Below are 5,868 nucleotides of genomic sequence, written 5' to 3'. Positions count from 1 at the left end.
ACAACCCCCCCCCCCCCCCACCCCCCCCCCCCCCGCGCCGCGGCGGGCGCGGGGCGCGCGGTGCTCCGCGGGGGGGCCCCCCCGCCGCCCCCCCGTGCCCGGGTGGCTTGGGGGGAGCGCCGGCCCATTACGGCACTAGACGGTGCTGTTTCCGAAGTACCGCGTGTCGGCGACATCGAGGATGCGATTGACCAAGCTCGAGTAGCTGTGTCCGGCGGTCATCGCGGCTAGGACATAAGAGGAGTGCATAGCGAGTGACGGGATGGAGTTGATCTCCAGGACAAAGGGCCGGCCGGAGCGATCAATCCTGAGGTCGACCCGGGCATAATCCCGGCAGCGGCAGGCATGGAAAGTCGCAACCGAAATATCCCGCAGCGCCGTCTCAAGCCCGCTGTCGATTTGCGCCGGGCAAATCTTCGGCATCGCCGCGGCCGTCACGAATTTCGCCTCCCAAGTCATAAGACGCGTTTCGCGCTCGCCGAAGTCCTGTTCCACCAAAGGAAACACCTCGAGCTCTCCGTTTCCCAGCAGCGCGACGGCGATTTCCCGTCCATCGATGTATTCTTCCACGAGCGCATCCTGCTCGTACTGCGTGACGATCACTTCCACGGCATGCCTCAACTGAGCAGGCTCATGTACGAGCTGCAATCCGTGGCTGCACTCTTCGTGACGCGGCTTCACTACCACTGGGAATCGCAGGTCCCTGGTACTTTCGGTGCCGTGACGCATCACACGAAAGTTGGCCGTCGGCACGCCGCAATCGCGGATGAGCCTCTTGGTGATGACCTTGTCGTTTGTCAGCCCAATCGCGAGCGGTCCACATCCAGTGTATGGAACACCGGCCATCTCAAGCATTGCCGGAACGTGGGTGTAACGATACTCCAAGTTGAACACCATTCCCGAAGGGCGGGCTTGCGGATCGGGTGGCATGAACTGCTCGAGCGTAGTGAGCAATCCTTTGTCGCCTTCACACAGCAGCGTCTCGTGGCCGCCCTCTTGCAGTGCCGCCACCAGCCTTTCGACCGTCCCATGGGCTCCCTGCGGCAGAGGCGGCTGCGGCTGCGGATCAGGTTGGCGGAACCGGTTGATCACGCCCTTAAAATCACTGTTCTTCACGACGGCTACCCGCATGAGCTACTCCTTTGATGTTGCCCGCTGTCACGTTCATTCGCTCGGATTTGCTTGTTTGGGGGAAACAGCTCGTCTGGACCCCGCGCGCTTACACGGAGTTCGATGCAATCGGCGTGCCACCGAAGAGCTTGTGGCAACAAGGAGAAAAAACCATGTGTTTCGCGCCGCGCCGGCGGAATACTTGCGCCTCAGTTTATCGGGATACGGACATAGACGTCTTCAATGGAACACGGCTGAACCGAGAACATGGAACAGCGATGTCACGTTGTCTGAATGTGCGCGATGAAGCTTGCGGCGGGTGACCTCAGCCGATCGCGGTCATGACCTTCCACTCCGCCATCACCTCTAGTACTACAGTTGCGGATGTCGATGCCGTTTGTAGTGACAGATGGTGGCCGCGGCCTGATGTCGTCGTCGCCATAGCGACCAGGCGATGATGAAGGGCTTTTGTGTCGGTGGGAAGATGAGGATCCGGGCGAGGAGATAGCGGATCTCGGGGACGCTCGGGACGAGCGCAGCCATCCGGATCAGGCGGCGATTGGCTCCTTTGGACTCGTTTCGTTCGGTTTGCTCCATGCGCTGCGGCGAAGATCAGCCGATAGCTTCGAGAGGAATGCCAGGGCGGCCATGCACAGGCTCATGTGGCAATGCCATCCGTGCCAGGACCGAGCCTCGCAATGATCAAGTCCGAGATCATCCTTGGCGCGCTCAAAGCACTCCTCGATCGCCCAGCGCAGGCCGGCCACTGCCGCCAATTCGGCCAAGGAGGAACCGGGCGGGGCGAAGACCAGGTAGTAGGCTTTTTCTCCGGATGTCGATCGCTTGCGGCGGACGAGAAGCCAATGCTCGAAGCCGCCTTTTGACGTCCAAGGGCGGCGGATGCGTGCCCAGTCGTAGAGCCGAGGGCCTTTGGCGCCTTCACCTGCCGCATGACAGGCCCAGTCGTCGGGCTCGAACTCGCTGGCCAGTTCCTCGGGCGAGGTTTCCTCAAACAGACGATCCCCTCCGGCGCATGAAGTGAGCGCCTCGAATCGCCAAGACATAGGGCTGCTCGCGAGCTTCCAGCATCCGGCGAAGGCTGCTGTCCGCCCCGTAGACAGCGTCGCCCAGAACGTAAGCGCACGGGACGCCGGCATCGAGCGCCGCCTCGACCATGGCGCGCGCCATCTTTGGCTTGGTCGCAAACTCGACCATCTCCGGGATCGACGCTCTGGCACATCGCGCCCGATCCCTTGTCCAGCTCTCCGGCAGATAAAGGCGACGATCGACCAGCGCTTGGCCGTAGCGGCTCGCGTAAGCCAAGAACACGCCGACCTGGCTGTTCTCGATCCGCCCCGCCGTTCCCGAGTACTGACGCGCGACACCGGCGGAACGATCGCCCTTCTTCACAAATCCCGTCTCGTCGACGATCAGGACACCATCCTCATCGCCCAACGCCTCCACCACATAATCGCGAACCTCGTCTCGGAGCCGATCAGCGTCCCAGTGGCTGCGCCCCAACAGCGACTGCATCCGATAGGGCCGCTCCGCTCCAGACTGCTCAGCCATCAGCCAGCCTGTCTTGCGCTCAATGCCGGAAAGAAGGCCGTCAAGGAAATCTGCGCCCGTCTCCCGCAACTCACGACGAGGAAGCACCCGCCCAACCCGCGCCTTCAGCGCTGTGAGCTCCTGCTCCCAAGCCAACAACGACCCTGACCACGAAGCGACAGACATGGTACCCTCCATAACCTGCCGAAGTGAAGCCGGTTCATATCCTGCGGCTTTGAAGTAGTTGGCACATTCGGCTGGGGTGAAGAGGTCGACGACCGCGCCGACCGCGTCCCACAAAGCCTTGATGGTTCTCTCGGCCTTTGCTCGCAGCAGCGCCTTGAGTTTGGCGAAGGCGTTCTCAATCGGATTGAAGTCCTGTAAGGCGGCAGGTAGAGCAGGCTCGCGCCTGCGGCCTCAATCGCGTCGCGCACGCCGGCGGCCTTATGGGCGGGCAGGTTGATGGGGTTGTCTAATCGCAGCTTAGGCGTCAAGCATCTATCGCGTTGATACGGCGCTGCCGGGTGCATGGTTGTCTTCGCGGTCGACATCGGCCGCCGCATGATAGAGCTTCGCGGGACGAGCTTTCAATGTGGACGACGCACTTTGCTGAGACAGCGGTGCTATCCCATCAGCGGAATGGCTCGGCTCACGTCCCGGCAGGGACGCCTCAGGCGCTCAGATTCTGAACGCTATCTGGATTTACGCCGTGACTCCTGCACTCGCATTGAAGAGCTCGCCAGTCTTGAGCATCTTAGCATGATCACCGCCAATTTGCGCGCCACGGCCACGGCGGCTCGTTTGAAGCCGATACTCTCCCGGAGCTTTAGACCCATGTACGTAGGCTGCTTCCGGTCGAACAGCGTGTCAGGATGACCGCGGCGGCTTCGTAGAGAAGCCCTCGCAGATGTCGATCCCCGCGCCGGGATATATGGCCCTCATAATCGACTTCTCCCGATTGGTATCGGCGGGTTGTCAGGCCGATCCAAGCAGCGACAGAGCGGGACTTCTTGAAGTTGTTTGGATCCTCAATGGCGGTGACGAAGGAGGTCGCGGTGATCACGCCGATGCCGGGATCGACATGAGGGGGCGGCAGGCTTGGCTTTGACGAGCATCCGTAACCAGTCGGCGCCCGTGCTCGGCGGCGCGAATGCGAATGCCGCGCCAGGCCTCCAACATTGGTATCACGATCGGAGCAAGCTCGCTCTGATCGATAAGAAGGCTCCGGACATTCTTTTCCAATGTAGTTCCCTTACCTGCTGGGACGAGCAGGCCAACGTTTTCATGATCCCGCGGATCTGGTTGGAAAGCTCGACGGTGATCCGGACCAATCGGGTGCGTGCTGCCACGAGCGTGCGGGTCAACATACTGTCGAAGCCTTTCACGCGCACCTCGCGAAAGAACCCCGCTTCAGCAAGATGCGCCAAACCATCGGCGTCATTCGCATCCGTCTTGTCGCCGCCATGTCGAGAGCGGCTTTGGCATGGCGCGCATCGATGCAGATGGCTGGCAATCCCCCGGCGCGCAGCGCATGATAGAACCACACCGACAGCGGGCCGGTTTCGAACACGACACGCTTTGCGGCCGGTGCCCGCTTGCGGACAAGCTCGGCAATGATGTTGGGATCAGATGCGCACTTTCCGCGCCAGATCCGTTCGCCTCCACGGCGGATCGATACCGCCGTCTTCTGTGGTTGCCGCCCGTGGCGCAAGAAGTTTGAAGCGCAGCACCTTGATGGCATCATAGCCAAAAGAGAGGCTCAAGCCGAATACCCCATCTGTCGATCACGCCCGCCGTAGGACTGGCCTCGCGCCCGGCTCGCTCGCGGTCCAGCATCAGCGCCACGTCGTGGATGGTCTGGAACAAAAAGCGCCACGCCAACTCGCGAAACCAGCCGTAGACCGTCTGCCAGGCGCCGAAATGGATCGGCAGCATCCGCCAGCCGCAACCCGAGGACGCCGCGACGCCCAGGCTTGGGCATCAGCGGAGCGATCTGTTCCACTCCTCATCCGTCAGATCGGACGGGTAGCGCTTGGTTTTCTTGGCGATCTTGGCCATCCGGCCACGGCTCTGTTCGGTCCACATCCACAGCTTGAATCACAAACCAGCCTCCGCCGAAATCCCAATTTTCCGATTTTCCAAACGGCCTCTAAGAAGTCCTGCTGGGATACGCATTCCATCGAGGTCGAGGGAAAAAGGCCGGCATCCATCCGGGCAGACGCCTTCGAGGTGCGCATTTCGCGAAAGCCGGACAGGGGTTCCGCTAGTTCGCAGACTCATAATTTCTGAGGCGGATGCGCACTGAAGCGAGCTTGATGGCGAGGAAATTGAGCGGATCGCGGTCTCGGGTAAATCGAAGCCCGCCGGTTGGGCCGTGGATCTCATGGGCACGTCGTGACAGCGGAGGAGATTCTCGTCACGCGGCACGGTGCTCTCCGTGTCCAACTTTGCAGCCGACGAAGCCGGGTGCCTCAGGCCGACCCGTGGTGCCGGAGGGCTCATTGCTAAACCCAATTTGCCTTCCATCCGCGATGTCAGCACGGTCTCAGGAGCGCCTTCGCGATTCCAATTGGTGAGCTACAGGGCGAACGTTCACTTGGTCGCGATAGGCAGCAGCACATAGGAGGGGAACTCTGCGCAGTGATGCACGCTGTTGTGGGCGACTTCCCACTTCGTTTCGTTCCAGTTGTCGCCCCCCGTGTTCAGGTTGCGATCGAAGCGGGGAAACGAGGAACTAGATATCTCCAGCCGAATTCGATGGCCGGGTGGGAACCAGTTGCTCGTGGCATCCAGGTCAACCTCGATTTGGTAGACGTGGCCCCGCTCCATCAGAACTGGCCGGTCGAAGCCTTCGCGATACCGAACGCGGAGTATCCCGTCGACGACGTCAATGGCACGGCCATCCGGATGCAGGTCAAGTAGTCTGGCCACAAAGTCGGTGTCTGGGGCGGAAGATGAGACGAACAGGACGGCTTTGACGAACCCGCTGACTTCGACGCCCTGTTCAAGGAGTTCAGACGTAAAACATAGAACGTCCTGACGGAGTTCCACTTCCTGATAGTCGCGAGGGCCTATCGTCGTCCCCCTTGAGTTCCCGCCATGAACCCCCAGAAACGGCACCGGATTGCCGGGATCATAAACAAAAGTGTCCGCTGGCTCGTCCTCGGAAGGTGGATTGAGTTCAAGTGCGCCATCGCCGAGGCGAGTGTT

3 protein-coding genes and 4 pseudogenes are annotated in these 5,868 nt (G+C 61.2%); all 7 read right to left on the bottom strand.

The features are described 5' to 3' along the window. Nucleotides 1-135 precede the first annotated feature (135 nt). Nucleotides 136-1,131, bottom strand: a complete 996-nt coding sequence (locus tag NKI99_RS33325; protein ID WP_352613676.1) for a D-alanine--D-alanine ligase family protein — start codon at nt 1,129-1,131, stop codon at nt 136-138. Between the two features lie 351 nt (nt 1,132-1,482). Then, entirely contained in the window at nt 1,483-1,707 is a 225-nt protein-coding gene (locus tag NKI99_RS33320; RefSeq protein WP_352613683.1) for a hypothetical protein, read from the bottom strand. Further along, nucleotides 1,659-2,844, bottom strand: a pseudogene (locus NKI99_RS33940) (IS701 family transposase). The gene NKI99_RS33320 and the pseudogene NKI99_RS33940 overlap by 49 nt, the downstream one beginning before the upstream one ends. A 33-nt stretch (nt 2,845-2,877) precedes the next feature. Continuing rightward, nucleotides 2,878-3,119 (bottom strand): annotated as a pseudogene (locus tag NKI99_RS33300) (transposase); the annotation flags it as partial. Nucleotides 3,120-3,360: 241 nt separating this feature from the next. After that, nucleotides 3,361-4,399, bottom strand: a pseudogene (locus tag NKI99_RS33295) (IS110 family RNA-guided transposase). A 23-nt stretch (nt 4,400-4,422) separates the two neighbouring features. Next, a pseudogene (locus tag NKI99_RS33290) lies at nt 4,423-4,743 on the bottom strand (transposase); the annotation flags it as partial. Nucleotides 4,744-5,250: 507 nt separating this feature from the next. Further along, nucleotides 5,251-5,868 (bottom strand): CocE/NonD family hydrolase (locus tag NKI99_RS33285; protein ID WP_352613674.1); only part of this gene is annotated, 618 nt, incomplete at its 5' end.

It is taken from the genome of Mesorhizobium sp. M0239 (assembly GCF_040321815.1).
GTDB lineage: Bacteria > Pseudomonadota > Alphaproteobacteria > Rhizobiales > Rhizobiaceae > Mesorhizobium.
The sequence above is the reverse complement of the archived record's forward strand: the minus strand, read 5'-3'. Positions and strand labels throughout refer to the sequence as shown.

Coding starts and splice junctions, on each gene's coding strand:
- NKI99_RS33325 (WP_352613676.1), bottom strand. CDS start 1,131: ATGCGGGTAGCCGTCGTGAAGAACAGTGATTTTAAGGGCGTGATCAAC.
- NKI99_RS33320 (WP_352613683.1), bottom strand. CDS start 1,707: ATGGAGCAAACCGAACGAAACGAGTCCAAAGGAGCCAATCGCCGCCTG.